We start from the raw sequence: 24,943 nt of genomic DNA, 5'->3' as shown, positions 1-24,943 counted from the left end.
CCATTGTTTGACTTATACGATCGCCAATAAAATCTTTTATTTCTTTGATCGTGCAAGAATAAGTGCCTTACTTATTCTAAGTCCTAATCAGTGGACTCCCACTGATTGAAGTTGCGTTTTATTGTGTAAAAGTTGAATGACTAGATGAATAAAATTAGGCGCATCGTTCTGAATCCGCTAAGGGACTCAAAACGATGCGCCAATTGTTCGTATTTTAATCGTTTTGCTGTTCTTTTATTAAAATCGGTTGTTCCGGCATTCTTATGTTGTGATCGTATAGGTGTTGAGCAATTATACTTCTCGCATCACGAGCTGTTTGGAAATAAGTCTTATCATTACAAAGCCCAATGATCTGATAACTGTATCCACGATAATTATCATTTAACGATCCTGTACCAATAAATTTGTATGGTTGAATCGGTTCACCATTCAAATCTTTTTTAAGTTCATTACCTAATTTTTGATTTAGAACGACACAGACCTCTTCTAAAACCTGTATAACTTCAGCAGGGTTTTGATAAAAGCTTGTGGTAATGGTTTCAACGAGTTGCATTTCACCATCATTATAATTTTCTATGGTTTGAACCTGCCCGTTATTAATGGTTAGAAGCTCTCCAGTCCATTTGCGTAGCTTTAAGATTCGAAATCCAATTCCCTCAACTGTCCCAGAATGGAGATTATTAATTAGAATCCAATCTCCTTTTTTAAGTTGTTTTTCATAGACGATAAATAAACCGGCTAATAAATCTTGGATCAAGCTTTGGGCACCAAAACCAATGATAATACCGAGTACCCCAGCACCAGCTAACGCACTGCCTACTTCCAATCCAAGGACAGTCAAAGCGTAAAAGATAAAACCAATGCCGGCTACATATTTTATAATAGAATTAATCAATGATTCAATCGTATCTGATTCTTGTCGATCCATTAATTTTCCGCGTGAAAAGACAGATCTGATTATGCGTTTGAGAAAAAGCATAAGCGCTAGAATAATTAAACCACCGATTATGATTTGAGCGATATCACTTTCGTAAATTAACGTTAAAATTTCTGAAAGTCGCTCCCAACTGAAGTTCATGACACATCCCCCAAGAAAAATTTTTATTTAGTATAACATGATTGATTGAATATTTCGAACAAATTCATCGAGAATAAAAAAGTGATTTATTAACCTATTAATAAATCACGTCATCATCATAATCACTTGTTCCCTTGATTTCAATAATCAAACGGTGTGGCAAGCAGATGCTTGTTTGTCCTGGACGCTCAATCCAGCTTGTCTGCACTGCAATTTGGTCTGGACTGTTATCTTCTTTCACCCGAATACGCGGTCCATCTATTTCAATAATGTTATATTGCCCTTCATTTGGATAGTAAGTGACTTCCTGGTGTGGGGTATCTTCAGACAGAACAAACTCATCCACCACCTCACCATCTATTGAAATGACAGCAACAGTATGATCTTGTGATGGGCTAGCATGGTGAACATTAAACCATAGCAGTGGTATAAATGAAAGGATAACGAAGAATATAATAACAACAAAGTCCATTGGCTTCATTTGTTTTTTTAACATAGACCACATAATTTGCTTATTCCTTTCTCGCTTAATATTTGGCTAAAAAATCTGTCCCCATTCAGATTAGCAAACCAATGTCATGATAGGTAATCCTTTTTAGCGATCCAGAATCACACTACTTTCTTTCTATATATCAAAACTAAAAAGGGGATAGTCATCTTGTGTTTATAGCGTAAATGACTTTATTGTAACTGTCAAATCAATGATAACTTTTTCAATCGCTGATAATAGACACAGCCTTCTCATAGTTAACTAAATGAATTGAATAAAAAAAGTGCTCTTTTGGTAAACTAACAAAAAAAGTGGGTGATCTCTTTGCAGAAATTATGGCAAATGATAATTGTATTAATGATAGCTTGTCTAATGCTGCCAAGTGTTAGTTATGCTTATGGTTGGGGTTACAAAAAAGGCGCGAGTAATCAACCACCTGAAGTTGGAAAGTACGGTGAAATATTAGAGCAGCATGGTGGCTATTATCTAGATAAATCAGGTGAGAAGAATATCTATTTGACTTTTGACAATGGCTACGAAGCGGGTTATACAGAAGGTATTTTGGATGTTTTAAAAGAAGAGCAAGTGCCGGCAACTTTCTTTGTCACGGGTCATTATGCTAGAAGTGCACCAGAGATAATTAAACGAATAGCAGATGATGGTCATTTGCTCGGTAATCATTCATATCACCATCCTGATTTTACTGATTTAACTAAAGAAAAATTAGCAGAAGAATTAAATGATTTAGATCGAGCAATAGAAAAATTAACTGGAATTGAAAAGCTGCACTATCTCCGTCCACCAAGAGGGGTCTTTAATGAACAGACAATAAAATGGGGAAATGAACTAGGTTATATTCATATGTTTTGGTCACTTGCCTTTGTTGATTGGCATAGTGATCAGCAAAAAGGGTGGGAGTCAGCCTATCAGCAAGTTGTTGATCAACTCCACCCTGGAGCAATTATCCTGCTACACACAGTGAATGAAGATAATGCGCAAGCACTAAGCCATTTAATCAAAGAATTTAAAGAACAAGGTTACACGTTTAAATCCTTAGATGATTTAGTCCTAAAAGATATACTCTTAGATCCCCTTGAACAATTAAAATAGTAGTATCCAACAGCCCCTGCATTTACTTAAGTAGGGGCTGATTATTTATATTTTTGACAGGAATTAAAGCTCAGCGAAATACAATCAAGTTCGCTGATTTGCAATCAAGTTTAGGAAAATACAATCAAGTTCATTAATTTCTGTACGCCTTTCTCAATTTATTCTTAACTTCCCTGCATAAATCTTTATAGTTAATATTAAGTTGAATATTTGGTTTGTTGGATCCATTGTTCTTGATAAGCATCGGCTTCTTCATTTTGATTTGTTTCTTTTAACAGTTTAATCAATTTCTTATGAACAGATTCTTTTGTAGGATAGAGTTCAGCCTCCCATTTTAAACATTCAATAGCCCCGTCCCGATGGTTAAAACGTTGGTAGAATTCAGCAAGTTTCTCTTGTTGGTCTGGATTTTCTACTAGCTTTTTGATGGTTAGCAATTGGTTGTAAAAAGAAAAGGTATCCTCAAAAGCATCCAACCATTTTAGAACCTCATCAATGGGGGTGATTTGGATGGCAGATTCAATAATCAATCGAGTTGCTTTTTCTTTATCTTCGATTGGAAATGAGGTGATTCGATCAATAAATGGCTTTTGTTTTTTGTTAAAAATAGCGAGATGCTCGTCTTGACTGGCTTGCTCTAGCTGTTCGATAAAGATAGTTGGATCAATGGAGTGAGGATACTCTGGTTTTAAGACAATACTTAAAAACTGCTTGACATTTGCATATTTAAGGAGTGCTTTTGCGAACGTTTTTTGTTCAATTAAGCTGGGTTTTTGTTTTAACAGTTGAAAAAGTGTTTTGGCTTGAATATCTATTGGGTAGTCTGATAAGGTGTGATGAAAAAGTTGCCATTGGTCATCAGAATACTCATTAAGCAGATTAACTGTACTTAATATACTGATTTCTAAGTGGCGTTTGTTTTTCAGGTATGTTTTCTCTAATATATCGGATTGAAGTGGATTAAAAGCAAAGTATTCTTGATTGTCTGATTGATAGCCTTGAAAAGTTAACGAAGTAAGGATATCACGAGCAAATTGATTTTCAGGTGCATAATCTTCAAGTATAGTGAGGACCTGATAGGCCTGTTGTAATTTACCGTTACGTCTGTGATTGCGGAAAGTCTCAATAAAGAGATTGATAATTTTTTCTTTTGCAATATATTGATCAAAATAAGAAAGAATAATGACTTGTTCTAGTTGCTTTGGATGATTTTCAGCATGGTGAACCATTTTATCGAGTGGTAAACATGAGAAAACTTGTTGATTAATAAGTGAATAGATGGCATGGTGAGGAGCCGACACAATCAAACCCTGTTCGATTGCTTTAGAAATAAAGGAGTCTATTTTAAGTTCAGTTACTTTTATTGTATTGATGTAGCGATTTTTATGGAAAATTAAATAATAGTCTTGACCGGATCGACCTTGAGCATGGATGAGTTTACAGTTTTGATAAAGGACTAATCGCTTAACGACTAATGTGGCTTGTTTCTTTTGACTTTGAATCGTACATTTCATTTCAAACCGCCTCCTTATTAATAAATCTATCATAACATAAGCGAAGGTAAATGGTCTCGTCTGATTGATAACAATTTATCATAGATACCGTCCGTAAAACTCGGGGCAACAAGGGAGTTCGATGGGGCGAGTAACTGCAAATCCCTTCAGTGAAGTGAGTAACCGCACTAAGGAAAGCTACGAAGTATCTGCAATGTTACCAAGACTTGGTTAATCGCCAAGTCTTTATAGCGAATTTGGTTCTCTAAAACAAAATACATCTCATCGAGTCTTGGCTTATCTACAAGTCTTTCTGGCGAATGCTATCGTTTGACTTAGACGATCGCCAATAAAATCTTTTATTTCTTTGATCGTGTAAGAATAAGTGGCTTATTTATTCTGAGTCCCAATTCCAAACTCAATCAGTGAGAGAAGAGCGAATACTCCCACTGATTGGAGTTTCGTTTTATTTTTCACTTTAGGTAATGATTTTAACTAGGAAATCAGTTTGATCAAAGGATAAGGAAAACTAATCGATTCAAATGATCTTTGCCTAAGGTTCCACATTCTATGGAACATCGAAACTTGTGCTGATATATGCAAGGATGAGAATTTTTTTAAAAAAAAGAAAGCAAAATACTTGAAAGTCAAACAAGGTCAAAGTATACTATAAATATGAAAGGTCAAAGTTAGTCAAGGATAAAAGGAGGAAAGTAAATTATGAAATGTCAAAAATGTCAAACACGTCCCGCAACAGTTAATCTAACCCTTCGAATCAATCAACGTACCGAGAACGTTCACTTATGTGAAACGTGCTTCGCTGAAATAAAGCAACAATCAATGAACCCTTCAGGCTTTTTTGGCAGCACAGGAAATCATCCGTTTGATGGTTTCACTGCTAGTTCCAATCAAGGACAAGGTCAACGCGTTCGAACAGAAGCTGAGCAGGGTGGCGGAGGATTATTAGATCAACTGGGTCGCAATGTAACAGATGCTGCTCGCGCTGGTTTAATTGATCCAGTCATTGGTCGTGACCAAGAGGTGAAGCGAGTTACTGAAACCTTAAATCGTCGAAACAAGAATAACCCTGTGCTGATCGGTGAACCCGGCGTTGGTAAAACAGCTATTGCAGAAGGATTAGCTTTAAAAATAGTTGAAGGACAAGTACCAAATAAATTAAAAAATAAGAAATTGTATCTGTTAGATGTCGCTTCATTAATTGCGAATACAGGTATTCGAGGTCAGTTTGAAGAGCGAATGAAGCAACTGATTCAAGAATTAAAAGAACGAAGCGATGTAATTTTATTTGTTGATGAAATTCACTTATTAGTTGGCGCAGGTACAGCTGAAGGCTCCCAAATGGATGCTGGAAACATTTTAAAACCTGTTTTAGCACGTGGTGAACTACAACTAATTGGTGCAACAACGTTAAAAGAATACCGTCAAATTGAAAAAGACGCTGCTCTTGAACGACGTTTACAGCCGATTATTGTAAAAGAGCCAACTGTTGATCAAACGATTCAAATTTTGCAAGGGATAAAGGATCGTTATGAAAAGTATCATCATGTCAGCTATAGTGATGAAGTGATTGAACAAGCGGTTTATCTATCAAAACGTTATATTCAGGATCGATATTTACCGGATAAAGCGATTGATTTAATTGATGAGTCAGGTGCACGATTAAATTTACTTCATGCAGAATCCGATAAAACAACAATTGAAACACGTTTAGCAGAAATTGCTGAGGAAAAACAACGGGCAGCTGAGCAAGAAGATTATGAAACAGCCGCCAATTTACGTCATCAAGAGTTGAAATTAGAAAAACAATTAGAAGAAGCAGAAGATGCACCAACGACAGAGGTGTCTGTTCAAGAGATTCAAACGATTATTGAGGAGAAAACAGGTATTCCAGTGAAGAAAATGCAAGCTGATGAACAAACAAAAATGCGCAATTTACACGATCAGCTAACAGCGAAGGTGATTGGTCAAGATCATGCAGTAGAAAAAGTAGCCAAAGCGATTCGCCGTAGTCGAGCAGGGTTAAAATCTGCTGATCGTCCAATCGGTTCATTTTTATTTGTTGGCCCAACAGGTGTTGGTAAAACAGAATTAGCTAAAGTTTTAGCAGAAGAATTATTTGGTACTAGAGATGCGTTAATTCGTCTTGATATGAGTGAATATATGGAGAGACATACGGTATCAAAAATAATTGGTTCTCCTCCAGGCTACGTTGGTCATGAAGAAGCTGGGCAACTCACTGAGAAGGTACGTCGCAAACCTTACAGTCTTATTTTATTAGATGAAATTGAGAAAGCTCATCCTGATGTTCAGCATATGTTCTTGCAAATCATGGAAGACGGACATTTAACCGATTCGCATGGTCGAACAGTAAGCTTTAAAGATACAGTGATCATTATGACTAGTAATGCCGGAACAAGTTTTAAAGAAAACCATGTTGGCTTTACGAAAGATCAAAATGAGGCAGTTTCAACATTAGAAAACTTACGTGACTATTTCAAACCAGAGTTTCTCAATCGCTTTGATTCAATCATTACCTTTAGCGGATTGGCTACTGAAGATTTAGTCAAAATCGTTGATCTTATGCTCGATGAACTTATCGAGCAATTGGAAGAACAGAATTATCAATTAGCGATTACAACTGAAGCGAAACAGTTTTTAGCTAAGAAAGGTTATAATCCAGACTTCGGAGCTCGTCCATTAAGACGTGTAATTCAAGAAACAGTAGAGGATGGTATAACTGATTTGTTATTAGATGAAGCTGATGTTGCTAAGATTGATGTTCAATTGATTGATGATCAAATTGTCGTAACAAAAGGATAATATTAAAGAAAAGTGGCATCTTAAATGATGTCACTTTTTTGATGTGAGAGGTCGACTAGCCAGTTAATGGCTAGTCATCTACTCGATTAAATTAATGGATGTCAGCCTTTCGCTCAAGAATATGACAAGTGTTATCAGTGAGGGGAAGCAACTGATAGAAGCTGACTCGTTTGTCCAACTGAATATTTGGGTAAGAGGACAATAAGTAAATCTTAACCAAAGTGGAATGAAATCGTCAATGACCCCATTGTGTAATCTACGTTCCGTAGGCTTAGCCCCCATGGATTAGAAAGAAATGTATTGAAAAATATATTTTAAAAATTTTCTGAATATATATTCAAAAAACTTTTGGATTTATCGTATATATGAATAAATAGAATTGTACTATGAATATTCATGTAAAACTTGATTGTTATCAAAATGAGCAGCCCAATTCAGACGAAAAAATCTGTTATAATGGCAGATAGAGACAAGCAACAGGAGGATAAAGATGCGTTTAGCAAATAAAAACATTTGTCATAATGAGTATGACCAACTTAAACAAGTCGTTGTTACACCCCCAGCATATATGCAAATTGATCAAGTTATTAACGAGACCCAGAAATATTATCAAAATGCCAATATAGATATTGATAAGGCGTTAGAACAACATCATTTTTTTACCAGAGTCATGCAAAAACATGGAGTAAATGTGCTGGAGATTGATCCTGAGCCTACTTTAAATGAACAGGTTTTTACTCGTGATATTGGGGTGACTATTGGTAATCAAGTTATTGTTGCTCAGATGGCAACAGAATTACGAGAGCGGGAGATCGTTTTTTTAAAGAAGTTTTTAACAGAAAGAGACATCTCCTATCAGGAAATCCTAATCGATTCGCTTGAAGGTGGGGATGTTTTAATTGATGGACAGATGATTTGGGTTGGAATAAGTAAGCGGACAACAGAAAAGGCTGTTCAAGTACTTAGGAAGTTATTGCCGGATTATCAGATTGAAACGATCCATTTGACTGATGATATTCTCCATTTAGATTGTACCTTTAATATTTTGAGTTCTAATCATGCCTTGATCTACCCAACTGGAATGGCTGAACAGGATTATCAAAAGATTAAATCACATTATCAATGTATTCATGTTGATCAAGCTGAACAATTTACTTTAGGAACGAATGTCTTGTCGATTGAAGAGGGGAAAATAATCAGCTTACCTGAAAACAAACAGACAAACACGAAATTAAAGGAAGCTGGTTTTGAAGTGATCGAAGTTCCATTTAATGAGATCATTAAATCAGGTGGCTCTTTTCGTTGCTGTACGATGCCAATTTATCGAGCTAAATAATAGCTTTATTAAAATAGTTTAAAGTAAAGGGTTGTCAGAGAGTATTGGTTTTTATTGATATTCTCTGACAGCCCTTTTTCCATTTTAAGTATAATGTTTTAGTGAAGCGGTTATCGAATGAAACGGAAGTTTTAATGACCCAAAAAACTAACACTTTCATTCAGGAAGAAATATTATTCAGTTATTTTTTTATTCTTAAATATAGTAAATGAGGCCAATAGTAATAGACAATTCAATCCAATTAAGATAAAGGCAGTTATCCAAAGATCGGTTGAGATGCTTCCGCTATAGACCATTTCATTGATATGCGCGCTGATTTGGCTTGGAAACCAAGGTAAGCGATTAGTAAAGACACTATTGAAAATTGACATCGCGATTAGAGTAACAATGGTGACCCCAGCTACGAGTCCAGGTCCTTTAAGTAAAGTACTATAAAAAATAGTTAATGAGATGATAAACATGATCCAAAAGCTATAAAACAAAATAGTTAATAGTAACTCACTAACGGTGATCGTGCCAAAGAGCTGATTAATATAGTAGCCGACCAATAATATACCTAAAGTAAAAGAAACAAAGAATAATGTGAATTTAGCTAACCATTTTGCTGTTATATAATGGATATGACTGACTGGCTTAACTAGAATTAATTCAGCAATTCCACTTTTTCTTTCACCTGCGATCGTTCCCATTGTCAATAAGATAATGATTAAAGCACCTAATGAACTTATTTGAGCTAAACTCATCGATAATGCCTCAGGCGCAAGTATTGTAGGTATTTCAAAATCCATTCCTTCTGGTATACCTCCGACTTTATCCATTAGGACAGGTAAATAATAGGTGGTAATAGGATCCATAATTGATAAGAGAATAAAGACGATGGGGACCCAAATCCAGCTAAAGTTACGCCAGGATTCTAATAATTCTTTTTTAAATATTGTCTTTAATTGGTTCATTTGTTGACCACCTCCATGAACATATCTTCTAATGTTGTTCGGGCAACAGTAAAGTTTGTTAGCTCCCAATTCATTTCTAACGTCTTAGTTAAAATCGATTCTCTTGCTAGGGCAGCATCATCAACGAGGCAGATGATGCCATCTCGATCAGCACTGACTCCACGAACCCCAGCTAATGTTGTTAACTGATCAATTTGATCCTTATCTGTTGTTTTAAAATCTAATTCTATTTTTTGTGATTGATATTTTTCCCTGAGGTCATCAAGATCACCTTGTTCGACTAAACTTCCTTCATGCATTAACAGCAAGCCATCACTTATTTCCTCAGCGTCATTTAGAATATGGGTTGAAAAGAGAATCGTTGTCTCTTGCTTTAATTCTTCTAATAAAGTTAAGACTTCACGTCTGCCGATTGGATCCAGTGATGAGACAGGTTCATCTAGCATAAGAAGTGAAGGTTTGTGAATTAAAGCTTGAGCAATTCCTAAGCGTTGTCTCATTCCGCCTGAATATTTGCTTATCCGAGTATTAGTAGCATCAGCAATCCCGACTTGATTGAGTAATTGCTCGGCGCGTTCTGCTGCATCATTTTTTGTTAAGTGAGCGAGTTGTCCAACATAGACTAAGAATTCTTTCCCTGTCATCCAACCATGAAAAACCGGGTATTGAGGTAAATAACCAATTTTTTCTCTAATGTCCCGCCCATTTTCATATCCTTCGAATTTAATTGACCCTGCTGTGGGTGTTAGCAGGCCTGATAGCATTCTTAACGTCGTTGTTTTTCCAGCGCCGTTTGCCCCGAGTAATGCTACACATTGACCTGATTCTAGCTGAAATGAAATATCATTAACAGCTACATGGTGGTTAAATTTTTTCGATAATTTTTCGATTGTTAAATCCATTTAATCCGTTCTCCTCCCAATGATAAAAAATAAGATTGGCCCAATGATGTTTGCAAATAGAATAATCAATAGCCAGAGCCATTTCGGTCCTTTTGTTTGATCTGTTTTAAACCAAGCAATTAAAGCGATGACAATTAAAATAAGTTGTAAAACAAGTAATGGCCATAATAATTCAAACAGGTTTGCCACTTCTCCCATTTCAATTCCTCCCTTCAACTAATTTAATTTTCGATGAAGATAATAAGAGTATCCAGTTGGGATGAGAACAACAACCAAAACACTAATTAATATGACAGGTAACATCAGTTTATCTGAAATAAATGGGATAACCATAAAAATGAATCCCATCAGAATAAATACTTTTGACCCCAGTCGATGTGTTTTTCGCCAAACTTCTGTATTATTAAGTGTCCATGGTGTCCGAATGCCGATAAACCAATTTTGCTTTACTGTTTGCATGTAATTACCAAAAACAATAAAGAGCAAACCAACTAAAATAGGAACAAAGGCGTGTAGATTTAATTGATAACCTAAACTGGTGAAAAGGACAAATAGATTGATGAGAAAAAACATAATCAAGATCGTTTGAAAAATAATTTGATATGCTCGTGAAAATTGTTGATAATTTTTTCGTTTCGGATCAATTTTAGGGGTGATATAAAGTGTTAGGTAGATTAAAATAAAAAGTCCATTGTTGACTAAAAACGCAATCCACTTTGGTGCATACCAATTAACAGAACCGTCAAATCCCCATTGCATAGGTACTTGATCGGGTAACTGATTGAAGAAAATCAACCACAAACTAATTGATGTGAGGATTGTAATCAAGGGGGTGATATGTTTGTTCATTATTCATGCTCTCCTTTATCGATGAAGTCCATCGTCCAACTGACAAGTTCTTGAAAAACAGTTGTATTCAATGTGTAATAAATATATTGACCAATTTTATTATGGTAGACAAGCTCTGCTTGCTTTAGGATATTTAAATGCTGTGAGATACTTGATTTTGACATATTGAAATGTTTCGCTATCTCACCAGCAGTTAAATCTCCACCCTTTAATAGAATTAATATTTGTCTTCTTGTCGGATCAGCCAGTGCCTTGAACACATCTTTCATTTTAAATACTCCTTAAGTGTTTAAGTAATTACTTAAATACTAAACTATTTTGCACAAAAAATCAAGGGATTCATTAAAAATGCCTTATATCTGTTATTCGTTCTCTACGATGGCGGGATTTTATCAATAGGGGTGGGGATTTTCTATAAAAAAGGCATCATGGTTAGCTATCTGTAAAATTTGGTGTCATTATAATTTTCGATAAAGGAGTAATTGAATCATTGCAGTTATTTGTAGCTCTCGACCGATCATAAAGAGCTACTCATCCGTCAAGCTTGCTTAAATATGAATTAGAAAAGTTTAGACAATGCCGAGGTTAATGATCAAGAAGGTGAATGATTGCTTCAATTCACTTAAAGTCATCCACCTTCTCGTTCATCCATTTCCTTTTGACTCAGTCCAATTTGGCTAGTTCCTGTTTTGCACTTCTTCTACGAGATCTTTAGCTTCTTTTAGCCCTAAGCCAGTCTTATCACGCACATACTTAACGATCTTTATTTTACCTTCACCTGATTGAAGCAAGTTTTCTATTTTTAATTGAATATCGGTGTCAGAAATCGTTATCTTTTGTATCGGCCTTTCCTGTTGATCAACAAGATTCTTCGCGTCAGTTAATCCTAAACCAGTCTCGTCGCGAACGTATTTGATCACAGATATTTTACCTTCACCTGCTTGAATTTTTTGTTGCACTTCTGGAATAACTTCCTCAGGAGCCCTATTAGTCTTTATTTGTTCAGGAACGTGTTTTTTGGTGTTTTTTAGAAAAAGAACATAAATAATAATTAGTACACCTATAATAATCAAGATTATTTCAGTACTCATTTTTTACAACATCCTTTCCTATCGGTTATTTATAGAAGAAAACAAACGCTTAGAAAATATTATCTATAGCATTTAGTATAGCATATGGTGAAAAAAACGTATGATAATATCCTTATATTACCATTTATTGATAATTTATGACTATAAATATTGTATTTGTTTTTGATAATATCATCTCTTCAGGCCTAATAAGTGGGCTGCTTTCCTATCATAGGATTAGATCTTAAAATAAATTCCAATTAAGGTATATGTTAAATAAGATTAATTTTATGTGAATTTATAACAATAATAAAATACAGTAATGCTTCTATCCCTTACCTTTTCTAATTTTTATCGTCTTATATATCTTTCTTTGAAATAAAACGTTCTCTTTGCAATTTAAATAAAATATGGTATTACAAGGTAAGTGATAAGTAGTATGTTCCCTTTAATATAAGGAGGTAATTATGGATTATTCAATTTCTCAAAGTTTTTTATTATGTGTCTTAAAAGAAGACGGAACAATACCTAAATTGAGTCTAGATGAAAACTGGTTAATAGCTGCGGGTATGTTGGATCTCATACTACATGATACAATTGACTATGTGGATGAAAAAATACAAGTAAAGGGCGAGCTTCCTAGAAAGCTATCTTATTTAAAAACATTCTATACTTTCCTTAAGTCATCGGATAAAAGTGCCAAGAGTGTGGTAATAGAATTTTCTACAAAAGATTTAGGAAAATATAAGACTAAACTATTTAAAGCTATAGCAAAATCACTTGTAGAAGTAAATGCAGTGAAAATTGATAGTAAAGCGAATTTTCTCTCAAGTAGCGAATCTTACATCCCAAATAAAGTTGAAGTTCAAAAAATCATAGAAGAGATTAGGGCTGAATTACTTGAAGATGGACCAGTTACCCAAGAGAATACAGTACTCTCTATGTTATTGAACACATCTTCTCATCTAAAAGATTACTTCTCAAAACATGAAAGAAATAAGTTAAATGAAAAAATGGAGGAAATACGAAATTCCCCTGTAAATAGCCCTGTTAAAGAAGCTATGGAATCAACTATTCTATTAATATCTATTTTGGCTATATTCTTAGGAGTTATTTAATAGATGGCTAGAAGAAGAACAGATAAAGTTATAAGTCGTTCTGAATTTGTAACTATCGGAGAGCTAGTTAGGTTAACAGATATTCGTTATAGTACTTTAAAATATTATACCGAGTGTGGTCTACTACCATTTTTTCAAGAAGATACGAATCTTACAAGACGTTATAATAGAATAGATTCAATTGATAGACTGGATAGAATAGAAGAACTTAAAAAGAAGGAAAGTCCATAGCAGAAATAAAATCAACATTAAAATCGGATAAATAGTCAGGCTCTTGCCTGGCTATTTATCTATAATAAAATATTTTAATTTAAAACTTCCGGCTGTAAATAATGCCATTACGATAAAACTAATTCTAAGCATATTTGGAAATAATACTGCTCTTTCCAAACTATCAAATATCCAACCTGAAATATCAATAAGGATATACCCATACTTCCCAATATTACTTCATTAGAATTTGGTGTGGAAATGGTTCGTGACAATATTTTGTTTTTCTTTGAGGTAAAAAACGATGATTGAATCGATTAGCAATCATCGTTGCACGCTTAGTGGTTAGTAAGTTGCTGCTTTTCTTTTAATAGGTTTTGAAACTCTTCTTCAAGTTCATCCGTTGGCTCAATACTTAACTTACTTAGTACTTCTGAAATTCTTGTTTCTAGAACCATTAATTTTTGCGCTTGATTGTCTTCATCTTTTGTTGGATGAAGATATTCTTGATATGTCCCGGGAAATAACTGAAGCGTTTGATCTTCAATAATGATCAGCTTGGTAGCTATTCGTTCAATCAGTCGCTGATCATGGGAAACGAAAAGAATCGTACTAGGATAAGCTAAAAGTAATGATTCGAGTGCTTCAATGGCTTCAATATCTAAGAAGTTAGTTGGTTCATCTAAAATAAGCATGTTGGCATCGCTGACCAGTAATTTTGCTAGAGCTACTTTAACACGCTGTCCACCACTTAAAGTATCAATTGGCTTATAAACATCATCACGATAAAAATGAAGGCGGGCTAAACAGGTTCGGATTAAGGATTCTGATTGGATGGCATGTTCACTCACATGTGTTAAAATCGATTGATCTAAATTAAGTCCTTTTAGCTTTTGATCAAAGTAGCCGATTTTGATTGCAGGTGAAAGTTGAATACCATCCACTTGATCAATAATTTTTTTAATCAGTGTGGATTTTCCAACACCATTATCACCAACAATAGCAATTTTATCGTTCCCGTTTATTTGAAAATTAGCTTGTTCCCATAATGTCCGATCACCAATTTTTCCAGGCAAATCCTCGACTCTTAAAATCGTTCGACCAGATAAGCGCTTGGCTTCAGGGTGTTCCATTTTTATCGGTGCTTCTTGATAAACTTTTTCGACGGGATCCATCTGCTCAAGTCGTGTTTCGATCGCTTTTTTTGTTTGGTGTAATTTTTTTTGCTTCTTCGCAAAGTAAGGCTTAGCTCCTTTAATCCTTGCCTCTGAAGAACTGAGGTTTTTAGGTTTTTTCGTTGCTCGCTGCGCCTTTTGTTCTTTTTTGACTAGCGCACGCTCCAATTGTTTTTTCTTTTGGATGTGCTGGTGATAAGCTTCTTCTTGTTGTTCAATTTGCAATTGTTTTTGCTTTCGATAATCACTATAATTTCCTCGATAGATAATAACTTTCTGTTGATCAATCTCCCAAATTTGATCACATAACTGATCTAGAAAATAACGATCGTGAGAAACAATAACAATCGCTCCTTGCCAACGATTGAATTGATTCAATAATCGTTTGATATGCTTTTGGTCCAGATTGGTTGTTGGTTCATCTGCTAAAAGCAAATCAGATTTTTCTGCTAGTACATCATTAATATAACGTTGAGTCACTTCCCCGCCACTTTCGAATGTATCGGTTACTTTGAGTTGTGGAAGTAGTTTGATTGAACCATAACGTTTGATTTGACCTTGCTCTGGCTCTTTATTACCAACGATTATGTTTAATAATGTTGACTTGCCTGACCCATTTTTACCGACTAATCCAATTCGAGCTTGTTTTTCAATTAAGAGCTGATCCGTTTCAAATAAAACTTCACCCTTAACTGATGTTTTCAGTTGATTTAATTCTACAATAACCATTCATTTTCACCCCATTGTAGAAGGCAGAAAAAAACCTCCTACTTATACTTAATTAAATAAGAAAATAGGAGGTATCGACAGCTAAAAGCTGTTAAAGTGGGAAGATATAGCCGATCACATCCTATTCTCGTTTGACTAAATGAAAGCACGTGAAAAAAACTCATGTTGAGTCCTTTAATCGTACTTAGATTTAGTTCAGACTGAAAAAAATAGGATTATAATTTCATCGGCTAAAAATTCACCCTTTCCGTAAATATTAACTTTAGTTTAACGAATGCAAAGCAGTTTTGTCAAATCCGTTTGATCCATTTGAAATCTTGGAAAAAATAAATAGGACTTGAGTATTTCCCCGATATCGGCTATAATAATTTAGGATTCAAATTAAGGGGCATTAGCTTAGTTGGGAGAGCGCTTAAGGTGGTTTCACTACCACAAAAAATATAATATTTAATACGGGGCTATAGTTCAGTGGGAGAATGCTTGTCTGGCAGACAAGAGGTCGAGGGTTCAAATCCCTCTAGCTCCATCAAAGTGCCAAGGGATTTCAAGCCCTTGGCACTTTCTCTTGGGATATTTTATCACAGATAATTGTCCGTAAAACTCGGGCCAACAATGGGTTTCGATGGGGCGAGTAACCGCAAATCTTTACGGTGGGACGAGTAACTGCACTAAGGAAAACTACGGAGCTTTACACCGCAAGAATAAGTGGTTTTCTTATTCTGAGTCCCAGGACGCGAAGACGTTAGCTTGTGTTCCTTAACAATCAGAGGGAGTAGGGAATACAGACTAAGATCACGACGTCCTGTCGTAACGTCTGCACTAGCACATCCTGTGCGTCGAAAAGCTCCCACTGATTGAAGTTTCGCATAAGATCTATTCGGTCTATTTAAGTGACTAACGCCTGAACAACGATTATTGTTAATAACCAGAATAATTATTTGCACGTGTAAAATATTTTCCGTGAGTTATCTGAATAATAAAGTTAGTTAAAAGAAGCGCAAGCACTCTGATATAAGTGTAGACTATTATACTAACATTTGAGAAAGGAAGGTCTTATTTAAAAGTAATCTTATATTTGTGGTATAGAAATTTGTTTAAATGGTAGTTTCCTTTTCGTGCTACTATGGTATTATTAAATTGGAGTAAATTATGATTAGAATGGGGGCTGGGATGGGTGAGCGAAGAAGTGATTTTATTAGAATTTGAGACCGATCTCTACGGTATTCAAGATAATTCAGACGGGGTTTTTAAAATTCCAAGGGAGTATTATACTTTGACAAATGAACGTCTCAAAGTTCGTAAACAAGGTTTAGTGACAAAGACTTTAAATGACATTGAAATTTTTAAAGTCAAGGATGTGATAGTGAAACAAACTCTGATAGACAAAGCTCGTGGTGTTGGTGACATTGGAGTGGTCAGCTCAGATATATCGGATCCGGTACTTAAACTGAAGAAAGTAAAAGATCCATACGAAGTTAGAGAACAAATTAGAAAAGCAGTCAAAAAAGCAAGGGGTAAACTGGATATTTATTATAAAGAGGAATTATAGACATCCGCATAGGGTGTCTTTTTAAAAAAGTAGTTAAATTTTCCTCCTGTTTTTGAAGGTATTTTATCTTTTCTTGTCGAATTTACTTGTCGAATTTAACTATATATTAGTTGAACAGGGGGGCTTTATAATGGCTAAAGATATAGCTAGTGTACAAAGATCATATTTTGATGGTGGATTATTTCAGCTTATAGGATGGACCCTATTAGGTTGGCTGGTTACTATATGTACTGCAGGAATTTGCTATCCGTGGGCTTTGTGTATGGTGTATGGTTGGAGAATTAATTATACGGTAATAGAAGGTAGAAGATTGAGATTTACAGGTTCAGCAATAGGTTTATTCGGTAACTGGATTAAATGGCTATTATTATCTATTATTACGTTGGGGATCTATGGCTTTTGGGTAAAAATAGCGTTAGAAAAATGGCGAGTAAAAAATACAATATTTATAGATTAAGTAACTGAATAGGAGCTATAAATTGACTATATTTGATCTAATTCTTGTGATTTGATAAAAATTAAAAGCATCAGTTTATCAATGTTTTGTCTTGCTATAACTTCGTTAATTGCTAGCAGACAAGAGGTTAGTGGTTCGAGCTTGATATGCTCTAACTCTATAAAAATCTTGGATGGAAAGCATAATGAATTCAGATTATTAGTACATATATATAAGAGGCTGTTGAACAATGAAGTATATGTTGTTCAATGGCCTTTTTTCTTTGTCAGTATTAAAAAATTGAAATATTCTTTTCAATTTTTTAACTTACTATTTTAACTTGAGGCACCGAATAGAGTATCTCTATCCGCCATTTTGACTTGAGGTATTGTTTGAAATGCATGATAGGAGGACTCTATCCATCATTTTGCCCTGGGATTTTGTTTGAAATGCATGATAGAAGGGCTCTATCCATCATTCTGACTTAGGATTTTGTTCGAAATGCATGATAGAAGGGCTCTATCCGTCATTTTGACTTGAGGTATTGTTTGAAATGCATGATAGGAGGACTCTATCCGTCATTTTGCCTTGGGGTTTTGTTTGAAATGCATGATAGAAGGGCTCTATCCGTCATTTTGACTTGAGGTATTGTTTGAAATGCATGATAGAAGGGCTCTATCCGCCATTTTGACTTGAGGTATTGTTTGAAATGCATGATAGGAGGACTCTATCCATCATTTTGCCCTGGGATTTTGTTTGAAATGCATGATAGAAGGGCTCTATCCATCATTCTGACTTAGGATTTTGTTCGAAATGTATGCTAGAAGGGCTCTATCCGTCATTTTGACTTGAGGTATTGTTTGAAATGCATGATAGAAGGACTCTATCCGTCATTTTGCCTTGGGGTTTTGTTTGAAATGCATGATAGAAGAGTGCTATCCGATATTTTGCTTTAAATGGTCGATCGAAAAACCGAATAGACTTGTCCTAATCAGTTTTTCTAGGCGAGAGTTAAGATTGTGAATGAACTTCGATATTCATGCAAAGGGTCATCGTTCTATCGATTAGATTACACAAAAAGAAAAGCTGTCACAAGATGTACATCATACATTTTGCAATAGTTTCTTTATTGTCTTAAATAATTAATATATTAAAAGAAGAATATCTATACTATAATTTTGGCTTATTTTTTAAGATCAAGAAGAATGATACTTGATAGTTGAAGTCCCCGCATAATGATTAAGATTAATTGGTAATGGGTTTACATTGGGTGATATAGCCTATCTTAGGAAATGCCTCAATATTGACGGGCTTGATTTTTTGTAGGAAAATGAAAAGTTCCAGTTACGATAAATGCAAAGATTATGGGAAAGTATTCTTGAATTGGGGAAGAGCAAAGTGATTTCTGAAAGTTAATTATCCTAAAAGGTAACAGGTAAAATAACAATGTAAAGTAAAATGTAATCAGTAAACTAACAAAGCATTTAAAGATCTTGTTTTATTCTATATTTCTATTTGAATTGGAGGTATTATCAGTGGCACTAATTATTAATAGCCCTATGCAACCGACTATTTTTCGTCAGAGGATTTTAAGTGGCGGAGAAAAAAGAGGGTATCTTGCTGTGACAAATATTTTTGAGTATTTAAAAGGGAGAAATTCCTTCAAAGCTAAATTTAATGATACGACTATTTTTTTATTGGAAAATGGAAAAGAAAGAAGAAAAAGAAATTGGTCAATTCTAGTAGAGAAAAACGGGATCAAAAAGGATAAAGGTTTAGTCACAATGGATTCAAGTACAGTTGATACATTAAGAACAAATGAAACCTATTACAAAGTTGAATTCGATGGAACCTATTTTGAGTTAAGAAAACCGTTTATGGAACCGGGAAAAGAAGAAGCTTTTTTATATGACAACAATAATATTAAAATTGCTAATATTATTCTTTCACTTACAGAAAAACCAAGATTTAAAAAGGTAATTAGTATATCGAATCTGCAAAATTATACCAATAAAGAGATTGGCTTTTTTGTTGTGCTACTTAATACTGCTATATTTGAATCATAATAGTAAAAAAATTTTTATTCGATTAGCTGACACTTCCCTTTAACAAGATAAGTTTAATACTTACCACAAAATATTATTTGATACTCAAATTTACACCATTTTTAAACAGTTATTATAGATTTGAATTCCTGACAATAAAGTTGTTATTTGTATTCCTAAAATGGTTCTTACCGAAAAGGTAATCGGTTCTCTTAAGTGATTTGCTGCGGGTTGCAACGATATAACTCAAATTTGACTATATAGCAAGATAGTTTGCTCAATATTTCACATTTTTGTATTGCTAGTTACTTAATATACATATATAATTAAATTGTTGGTCATAAAATTAGTTTAATGGGGAGGTATTAATCATGAAATTACAAGGTAAGACAGTTATTGTAACAGGTGCTGCTGCTGGAATGGGAGAGGCTATTGCTAAAAAGTTTGCTGAAGAAGGGGCAAAAGTGGTAGCGACCGATATTAACAAAGAACTCTTGGATCAAGTTGTTAATGCAATCACTGAAAATGGTGGTGAAGCAATTGGCCTTGTCAGTAATATTGCTAAGCAAGAAGATATTGACAAAATGGTTAATGAAGCGGTTGAAAAGTATGGTTCTCTTGATGTATTAGTTAACAATGCTGGTATTATGGATAATTTTGTTCCCGTTGGTGATCTCAAAGACGAACAATGGGATCGCATCATTGATATTAACCTCACAGGCCCATTTAAAGCTGCGCGTGCAGCGATTAACATTATGGAAAAACAAGAAAAAGGCGGCGTTATTATAAATAATGCCTCAATAGGTGGTTTATTTGGCGCTCGTGGCGGTGCTGCCTATGTTTCATCAAAACACGGATTGTTAGGAATGACCAAAAATATTGCAGCAACGTACGGTGTGCATGGGAAAATCCGTGCTAATGCTATTGCACCAGGTGGGGTAGCAACAAACATTCAAACAACTATTACTGAACCTCACCCGTTAGGAAGTCAAGCAATTGGGTCGATTGGTGGAGATTCAGCGCCACTCGGTCAATCTGAGGAACTCGCAGAGGTAGCTTTATTCCTCGCATCTGATGCATCGAGCTTTGTTAATGGAGCGATTATTACTGCAGATGGTGGTTGGACAGCAGGCTAAATATTATAATAAATATAGATTAAGGCCTAATCTTAACCATTATGAGGTTGAAGACTAGGCCTTCTGTACGTTAGCTTGATGAAGTGAAAATTTTAAAGTCTTAGAAAAAGGATAGCACTCATCTATCTGGTAATTTGTATTGACTGATTGGCTGAAACACAAGATAGAACATACCTATCTGGCACTTTGCAGACATCAATCGATTGAAAAACGGTATAGAATTTTTTTCTAGTTTTTGTTAGCACAAGTAAAAACTAAAGAAGTCATCCAAAAAAATTTTAACTGAGTTTCTCATGTTTTGAGGTTTAGAATAAAAAACAAATTTTTCCTTAACATAAGTTAAATTCAATCTCTAGATTTAGACAAGAGCAAATTTCCCTAGTAGACGATCGCAAAAAATAGGTACCTTTTTCAGATCTTCCTCTTGGGGAAGGAGTTCTACTTTTAATGTGACTGCTAATTCTGAATGGACATAGAGCATGTCACGAAACCGGTCAACGGCTCCACAAAAGTAAGGATAAAAGCTATCACCAGTTCCAAATATCCCTGTCACAACATGTTTTAAATCCTGTTCTTCTATTTCAAAAAATAACTCATCCATTTCGATTGGTAATTCGCCACTTCCCCAAGTATAAGTGCCAATGGCGATGACATCATAATCAGGTAAAAAATCATAATCAACCTGATCGACGGTTAAAAAGTCTATTTCATCGACGTGTAATTTCATTTCTTGATAAATTTCTTCTGCCAAATCGGCTGTGTTTCCTGTGACAGATGTATATATAATGGCTGCTTTCACAATAATCGACCCTTTCTAAAGCTCATCAAATTCATTTGAAGAGGAAACCTTTGTATAGGTTCGTGATTTTTGTTCAAAGAAATCTGATTTTGTTTCATTCATCATTTCATCACTAAAAACATGAATCCACGGCATTGGGTTTTCTCGTTCTGGATAATAATTGTCTACACCAATTTGACGAAAACGCTTGTTAGCTAGGTATTCCACATAATGATGAAATTCAGTTAGATCAATTCCGCTAATATCTTTTAAAATATAATCTGACCATTCTTTTTCTAGCTTCACCGCTTGATCAATCGTGTCATAAATAAATTGAATATTTGCCTCTGTATTGAGTTCCGGATTTTCTGTTAATAAAATGCGAATAAACTGAGCAATAAAATAAGCGTGCTGCATTTCATCTCGTTGAATATAGCTGATCATCGTACTTGTTTTCAGCATTTTTTGTTGTCGAGCAAGATTATAGAAAAAGGCAAAGCCAGCATAAAAGTAAATCCCTTCAAGATTAATTGAATTAATAGCTAGTTCAAATAAACGTTGTGGTGTTGGTTTTTGATGGAAAGCATCATAACTATCCAAAATCAGTTGGTTACGTTTTTGAACAATAGGATCATCCTTTGCTTGATTGAAACGAGCATTTTGCTCACTTAATGGAACTAAAGAGCTCAAAATGTATGAATAGGACTCGTTATGGACGGCCTCTTGTTGTGAAATAACAGCTAGAATAGCTTTAAAACTTGAATCTGTTACATAATCCATAACGGATGTCATAGTTGGTGTTTGTAAGCTGTCTAATGAAGCAAGTTGTGTATTAACCCGTAAAAAGATGTCTTTTTCTGTTTCCGTTAGTTGATCCCATTGTTTAATATCATCCTGCATATTGATTTCTTGTGCTTTCCAAAAATTTGATAAAAGTGTCTGGTACAAATCATACATTTGTGGATAAGCAATATCATTCCAATTTAATAAACCAGAGGACTGACCATTAATCAGTCCTGTTGATTTGTTTGGGTTAGCAGGGTTTAACAATTGTACTTTTTTAAGTATCGTCATCTAAACTCTCTCCTTATTCCAATCATTCACTATTTAACTATGGCAGGCTTCACATTCTTCAATTTCAGTTTGAGATGTACTGCGAACATAATAAGTGGTCTTCAAGCCGCTTTCCCAAGCGGTTAAATGTAGGTTTAACAGATCACGTGCTTTAATGTCATGGCGGACATATAAGTTAAAGCTAATCCCTTGATCAATATGGCGTTGGCGACGAGCATTTTGCTTGATACTCCAGATTTGATCAAGCTCATGACGCGCTCTGCGATAATAAGCATAGGTTCGATGATCAATATCAGGTGCAGTCACTTTAAATTTAAAGTTTTTCTTTTCTTCTGCATATTCGGCAGCATAAATTGGGTCAATTCCATCTGTTGAACCGCCAATTTTGGCTGTTGATGAATTTGGAGCGACAGCCATTAGCCAGCCATTGCGCATGCCGTTTTCACCCACTTCTTTTTGAAGCTTATTCCAGCGATCACTCGTATATTGGCGACGTTCAAAGTAGCGTCCGGTTTCCCATTCTGAGCCGGCAAATTTCTGATAAGTGCCTTTTTCTTTCGCTAATTCCATTGATGCTTGAATGGAGTAATAAGCAATATCTTCATAGACACGATCAGCATATGCAACAGCTTCATCACTTTCCCAATACAATTTCTCAAGTGCTAATAAATGGTGCCAACCGAATGTTCCAAGTCCAACAGCCCGATACTTTTTATTCGTGGCTTCTGCTTGGCCAACGCTGATTGTGTTCAAGTCAATCACATTATCAAGCATCCGGACTTGGATCCGCACAAGACGCTCGATGACGTTTGCTGGAACAGCCTTGGCAAGATTGATTGATGATAGGTTACAGACAACAAAATCACCTGGTTTACGAACAATGACGATATTGCCATCTTCATCTTGATATTCATTGACAATCGTTGTCGGTGACATATTTTGAGCAATTTCAGTACAAAGGTTGCTTGAATAGATCGATGTCAGACCAATTCCACGTTCATGTTTGTTAGGATTTTGGCGATTGACTTCATCACGATAAAACATATAAGGTGTTCCAGTTTCTAGCTGTGCCACCATGATCCGCGCCATAATATCCATTGCTCGATACGTTTTGCGCGGTAGGATCGGATGATTAACCGCTTCATGATATTTTTCTGTGAAATATTTATGATCCTCTTCATCATAAAAATCTTCTAGGCCAAGAGGTTGTCCATTTTCATCTTTCCAACCCATGATTTGTTTGACTTCGTGTGGACAGAAGGTATGCCACTCTCCGATACTTTTTCCATTTTCATCGGTTTTCTTTAATTGTTCCATAAACAAATCAGGAATAGAGACCCCGGTAAAAATATCATGTGCTTTACGGCGTTCATCCCCATTATTTGTTTTCAAATCTAGGAATCCATTCATGATATCACGATGGAAAATATCTAAATAGACAGCAACTGCACCTTGTCGTTGCCCCAGTTGATCCACACTTACTGCCGTATCGTTAATCAATCTTATCCATGGCACAACACCTGATGAATTTCCTTTAAACTTCTTAATATCTGATCCAAGTGCTCGAACCTTTCCATAATAAACACCAATCCCACCGCCATCTTTGCTCAGTCGGGCAATATCCCAGTTATTCAAATAAATACCATCTAGAGAATCATCAACGGTATCGATGAAACACGAGGACAGTTGACCATAACTTTTTCCTGCATTCGATAAGGTTGGTGTAGCTACAGTCATATAGAGATTGGATAATGCCCAATACGCTTCCTTGACAAGCTCAAGGCGTTGTTCTGGTGCTTCATGTTGCATGAGTGTCATCGCGATAATCATAAAACGCTCCTGCGGTAATTCATAAAGGTGGCGATCATGATCACGTGCTAAATAGCGATCTGCAAGCAAAAAGATACCTATGTAATTAAATAATTGATCACGTTCAGGGACAATTGCCGTTTCAAGTTGATCTAGCTCAGCCTTTGTATAGGCATTTTGCAATTCTTCTGAATAAATTCCTTTAGCTGTCAATGTTTCAATCAGTTTTGAAAAACTTCCATATTTTAAGTCATGACTATATCTGCGATTTAAACTTGCCTCACGATAGAGTTGCTCTAAATAAAAATCTGCAGCCACAAATGTCCATTTTGACTGGTCCATCGCAATGGAGTTAAGTGCATAGAATAAAGCCGATTCATTTGCTTCTTCGTTTGAGCTAACATCTTTTACCTTTTCTTTTAATATTGTTAAATCGATCGAATGTTCTTTTTCAAGTCGATTTAACCTTTCTTCAATTTGATCAATAACAACTGTCATGAATTGCTCCTCCTTAAATAGCTCCTATCATAATAAAATACTATATATTGTGATTGGTTTTTGGAAAAATCACTATATATAGTATATTAGCTGATAAATATGCTTTTGTCTATTAAAATAACTTAAAAGTTTATAAAGTCTTAAATCTATTAAACCAATCCTTACTAAAAAACGATATAGGCTGTTTTGCCTAATTAGTTAAAATAAGATTTGTTCATTTTAATTACAGATGATCGGGCTGTAAGCTTAGACTCTCATTGGGGA

21 protein-coding genes, 1 tRNA gene and 2 pseudogenes are annotated in these 24,943 nt (G+C 35.1%); 10 read left to right on the top strand and 14 right to left on the bottom strand.

Annotated elements, in window-relative coordinates; all coding sequences use genetic code 11:
• Positions 1-214: 214 nt before the first annotated feature.
• Together ACS127_RS18280 and ACS127_RS18275 are read right to left on the bottom strand one after the other, a co-directional pair.
• Entirely contained in the window at positions 215-1,078 is an 864-nt protein-coding gene (locus ACS127_RS18280) for a mechanosensitive ion channel family protein (RefSeq protein ID WP_440896419.1), read from the bottom strand.
• Positions 1,079-1,175: 97 nt separating this feature from the next.
• Positions 1,176-1,583: a NusG domain II-containing protein gene (locus ACS127_RS18275; protein ID WP_440896418.1), complete on the bottom strand. Its 408-nt coding sequence runs from the start codon at positions 1,581-1,583 to the stop codon at positions 1,176-1,178.
• Between the two features lie 327 nt (positions 1,584-1,910).
• On the opposite strand from ACS127_RS18275, the gene pdaA reads away from it, so the two are divergent.
• Positions 1,911-2,678, top strand: coding sequence for a delta-lactam-biosynthetic de-N-acetylase (pdaA, locus tag ACS127_RS18270; RefSeq protein ID WP_440898182.1), 768 nt, complete (start codon positions 1,911-1,913; stop codon positions 2,676-2,678).
• Between the two features lie 197 nt (positions 2,679-2,875).
• Here pdaA and ACS127_RS18265 read toward each other — a convergent pair whose 3' ends face one another.
• On the bottom strand, positions 2,876-4,192 hold the full coding sequence (locus tag ACS127_RS18265; protein ID WP_440896417.1) for a hypothetical protein: 1,317 nt from the start codon (positions 4,190-4,192) through the stop codon (positions 2,876-2,878).
• Positions 4,193-4,891: 699 nt separating this feature from the next.
• On the opposite strand from ACS127_RS18265, the gene ACS127_RS18260 reads away from it, so the two are divergent.
• Both ACS127_RS18260 and ACS127_RS18255 read left to right on the top strand, forming a co-directional pair.
• Entirely contained in the window at positions 4,892-7,012 is a 2,121-nt protein-coding gene (locus tag ACS127_RS18260; protein ID WP_440896416.1) for an AAA family ATPase, read from the top strand.
• 490 nt (positions 7,013-7,502) lie between these two features.
• Entirely contained in the window at positions 7,503-8,348 is an 846-nt protein-coding gene (locus ACS127_RS18255) for a dimethylarginine dimethylaminohydrolase family protein (protein WP_440896415.1), read from the top strand.
• Positions 8,349-8,521: 173 nt separating this feature from the next.
• Here the strand turns inward: ACS127_RS18255 and ACS127_RS18250 are convergent, their stop codons facing one another.
• The 7 genes and pseudogenes from ACS127_RS18250 to ACS127_RS18220 all read right to left on the bottom strand — a co-directional run.
• Positions 8,522-9,301 (bottom strand): ABC transporter permease, encoded by a 780-nt coding sequence (locus ACS127_RS18250; protein ID WP_440896414.1) that lies wholly within the window; start codon positions 9,299-9,301, stop codon positions 8,522-8,524.
• Positions 9,298-10,203 carry an ABC transporter ATP-binding protein gene (locus ACS127_RS18245; protein ID WP_440896413.1) on the bottom strand — a complete coding sequence of 302 codons (906 nt, stop codon included), beginning with the start codon at positions 10,201-10,203 and terminating at the stop codon, positions 9,298-9,300. Before ACS127_RS18245 ends, ACS127_RS18250 begins: the two co-directional genes overlap by 4 nt.
• A complete protein-coding gene (locus ACS127_RS18240) occupies positions 10,204-10,401 on the bottom strand; it encodes a PLD nuclease N-terminal domain-containing protein (protein WP_440896412.1) in 198 nt (65 codons plus the stop codon). It abuts the gene before it with no gap.
• 18 nt (positions 10,402-10,419) lie between these two features.
• Positions 10,420-11,052, bottom strand: a complete 633-nt coding sequence (locus ACS127_RS18235) for an SdpI family protein (RefSeq protein WP_440896411.1) — start codon at positions 11,050-11,052, stop codon at positions 10,420-10,422.
• Entirely contained in the window at positions 11,052-11,321 is a 270-nt protein-coding gene (locus tag ACS127_RS18230) for an autorepressor SdpR family transcription factor (RefSeq protein WP_440896410.1), read from the bottom strand. The genes ACS127_RS18235 and ACS127_RS18230 overlap by 1 nt, the downstream gene beginning before the upstream one ends.
• Before the next feature lie 429 nt (positions 11,322-11,750).
• A pseudogene (locus ACS127_RS18225) lies at positions 11,751-11,846 on the bottom strand (ribosomal protein L7/L12); the annotation flags it as partial.
• Between the two features lie 51 nt (positions 11,847-11,897).
• A pseudogene (locus tag ACS127_RS18220) lies at positions 11,898-12,143 on the bottom strand (ribosomal protein L7/L12); the annotation flags it as partial.
• A 446-nt stretch (positions 12,144-12,589) separates the two neighbouring features.
• Here ACS127_RS18220 and ACS127_RS18215 point away from each other — a divergent pair.
• Complete coding sequence (locus tag ACS127_RS18215; RefSeq protein ID WP_440896409.1) at positions 12,590-13,240, top strand: GPP34 family phosphoprotein; 651 nt, start codon at positions 12,590-12,592, stop codon at positions 13,238-13,240.
• A gap of 3 nt (positions 13,241-13,243) precedes the next feature.
• On the top strand, positions 13,244-13,471 hold the full coding sequence (locus ACS127_RS18210; RefSeq protein ID WP_440896408.1) for a MerR family transcriptional regulator: 228 nt from the start codon (positions 13,244-13,246) through the stop codon (positions 13,469-13,471).
• 317 nt (positions 13,472-13,788) lie between these two features.
• On the opposite strand, the gene abc-f is transcribed toward ACS127_RS18210, so the two are convergent.
• The gene (gene abc-f, locus ACS127_RS18205) at positions 13,789-15,354 is read right to left on the bottom strand and encodes a ribosomal protection-like ABC-F family protein (protein ID WP_440896407.1); all 1,566 of its coding nucleotides are present in this window, start codon (positions 15,352-15,354) and stop codon (positions 13,789-13,791) included.
• A gap of 454 nt (positions 15,355-15,808) precedes the next feature.
• On the opposite strand from abc-f, the gene ACS127_RS18200 reads away from it, so the two are divergent.
• From ACS127_RS18200 to ACS127_RS18180, 5 genes are all read left to right on the top strand, one after another.
• Positions 15,809-15,880, top strand: a tRNA-Ala gene (locus ACS127_RS18200).
• A gap of 648 nt (positions 15,881-16,528) precedes the next feature.
• Positions 16,529-16,903 (top strand): PH domain-containing protein, encoded by a 375-nt coding sequence (locus ACS127_RS18195; RefSeq protein ID WP_440896406.1) that lies wholly within the window; start codon positions 16,529-16,531, stop codon positions 16,901-16,903.
• A 130-nt stretch (positions 16,904-17,033) separates the two neighbouring features.
• Positions 17,034-17,360 (top strand): DUF898 family protein, encoded by a 327-nt coding sequence (locus tag ACS127_RS18190; protein WP_440896405.1) that lies wholly within the window; start codon positions 17,034-17,036, stop codon positions 17,358-17,360.
• 1,514 nt (positions 17,361-18,874) lie between these two features.
• Complete coding sequence (locus ACS127_RS18185; protein ID WP_440896404.1) at positions 18,875-19,405, top strand: hypothetical protein; 531 nt, start codon at positions 18,875-18,877, stop codon at positions 19,403-19,405.
• A 350-nt stretch (positions 19,406-19,755) separates the two neighbouring features.
• Positions 19,756-20,520, top strand: coding sequence for a glucose 1-dehydrogenase (locus tag ACS127_RS18180; RefSeq protein ID WP_440896403.1), 765 nt, complete (start codon positions 19,756-19,758; stop codon positions 20,518-20,520).
• 358 nt (positions 20,521-20,878) lie between these two features.
• Here the strand turns inward: ACS127_RS18180 and ACS127_RS18175 are convergent, their stop codons facing one another.
• The 3 genes from ACS127_RS18175 to ACS127_RS18165 are packed head-to-tail and all read right to left on the bottom strand — an operon-like array spanning position 20,879 to position 24,679.
• Positions 20,879-21,319, bottom strand: a complete 441-nt coding sequence (locus ACS127_RS18175; RefSeq protein ID WP_440896402.1) for a flavodoxin domain-containing protein — start codon at positions 21,317-21,319, stop codon at positions 20,879-20,881.
• A 15-nt stretch (positions 21,320-21,334) separates the two neighbouring features.
• Positions 21,335-22,372 (bottom strand): ribonucleotide-diphosphate reductase subunit beta, encoded by a 1,038-nt coding sequence (locus ACS127_RS18170; RefSeq protein ID WP_440896401.1) that lies wholly within the window; start codon positions 22,370-22,372, stop codon positions 21,335-21,337.
• A gap of 33 nt (positions 22,373-22,405) precedes the next feature.
• Positions 22,406-24,679 carry a ribonucleoside-diphosphate reductase subunit alpha gene (locus tag ACS127_RS18165; RefSeq protein WP_440896400.1) on the bottom strand — a complete coding sequence of 758 codons (2,274 nt, stop codon included), beginning with the start codon at positions 24,677-24,679 and terminating at the stop codon, positions 22,406-22,408.
• Positions 24,680-24,943 lie beyond the last annotated feature (264 nt).

Origin of the sequence: Amphibacillus sp. Q70 (genome assembly GCF_052055485.1) — a bacterium.
Taxonomy (GTDB): Bacteria; Bacillota; Bacilli; order Bacillales; family Amphibacillaceae; genus Amphibacillus.
The sequence above is the reverse complement of the archived record's forward strand: the minus strand, read 5'-3'. Positions and strand labels throughout refer to the sequence as shown.